Source organism: Gemella massiliensis (assembly GCF_900120125.1).
GTDB lineage: Bacteria > Bacillota > Bacilli > Staphylococcales > Gemellaceae > Gemella > Gemella massiliensis.
The window spans coordinates 1-999 of sequence record NZ_LT635542.1 but is presented as its reverse complement, the minus strand read 5'-3'; the positions used below and the strand labels follow the sequence as shown (position 1 = coordinate 999).

General features: G+C 33.3%; 1 protein-coding gene and 1 pseudogene. Both read right to left on the bottom strand.

The genetic code is table 11. From position 1 onward, the window contains the following. The coding region (locus BQ7358_RS00025; protein ID WP_159428382.1) for a recombinase family protein at positions 1-764 on the bottom strand (764 nt) is incomplete at its 3' end. A 1-nt stretch (position 765) separates the two neighbouring features. Continuing rightward, positions 766-999 (bottom strand): annotated as a pseudogene (locus BQ7358_RS00020) (recombinase family protein); the annotation flags it as partial.

Below are 999 nucleotides of genomic sequence, written 5' to 3'. Positions count from 1 at the left end.
CTTGTCTTTCCACCAACAACAGCTCCTGTATAAACTCTTTGTGTTAAAACATATCTAATAATCTGTCCTGTCCATACTCCACTTCCTCTTTTAAGCCCTATATGTTTTGCCGGCGTCAGAACACCTCTATGATTAAAATCTTTAGAAATGGAAAGCATACTTTCACCACTAAGGTATCTTTCAAAGACTTCTTCAATGATGTTTCTCACTCTATCATCGACAAGTAGCTGATGATGGTCTTTTTCATCTTTTACATATCCATACGGTGCTTTTGAACCGAAATAATACCCTCTATCCTGTCTTACTCTTACTGATGAACTGATTTTTTGTGAAATGTCCTTGGAATAGTAGTCATAGACAAGATTCTTAAAAGGAATTTCTAAACTGCTGATTCCATTCTCATTGTTATTACTGTCATAATTGTCATTCACAGAGATGAAACGAACCTGCATAAAAGGGAATATCTGCTCAATATATGCTCCGGATTCAATATAATCTCTTGCAAATCGTGATAAATCCTTTACAAGAATAGTTCTTATCTCATTTTTCTTCACAAGACCTATCATCTTTTGAAATGCAGGACGATTAAAATTTGTTCCGGTATAGCCATCATCAATATGTTCTCTTATCTTCACTCCAGTAAATTCTTCTCTTGAACTGATATAGTCTTTTAAGATTTCTCTTTGGGAAGTAATGCTGTTACTTTCGTCTTTTAAGTCGTCATCTTCTAAGGAAAGTCTTAAATAAAAATCTACTGTATTCATATCAGCTCCTCCTTGTCTTTCTACCGAGTTTTTCAGTAATCACAGGAGTTTCTTCAAAATTAAATTTGATTTCTATTGTGTTATCTTTCCCTATAAAGATCTTATCAATGATGCTATCTACAAAGTCTTTATCCCATTTCTTTGTTTTACCTTTAAAAAGTGCTGTAAGGTACTTATGCCTTTCTTCAAGTTCAAATACTTCTTTTTCAAAGATAGCAACTTGTCTTTCTTTTAG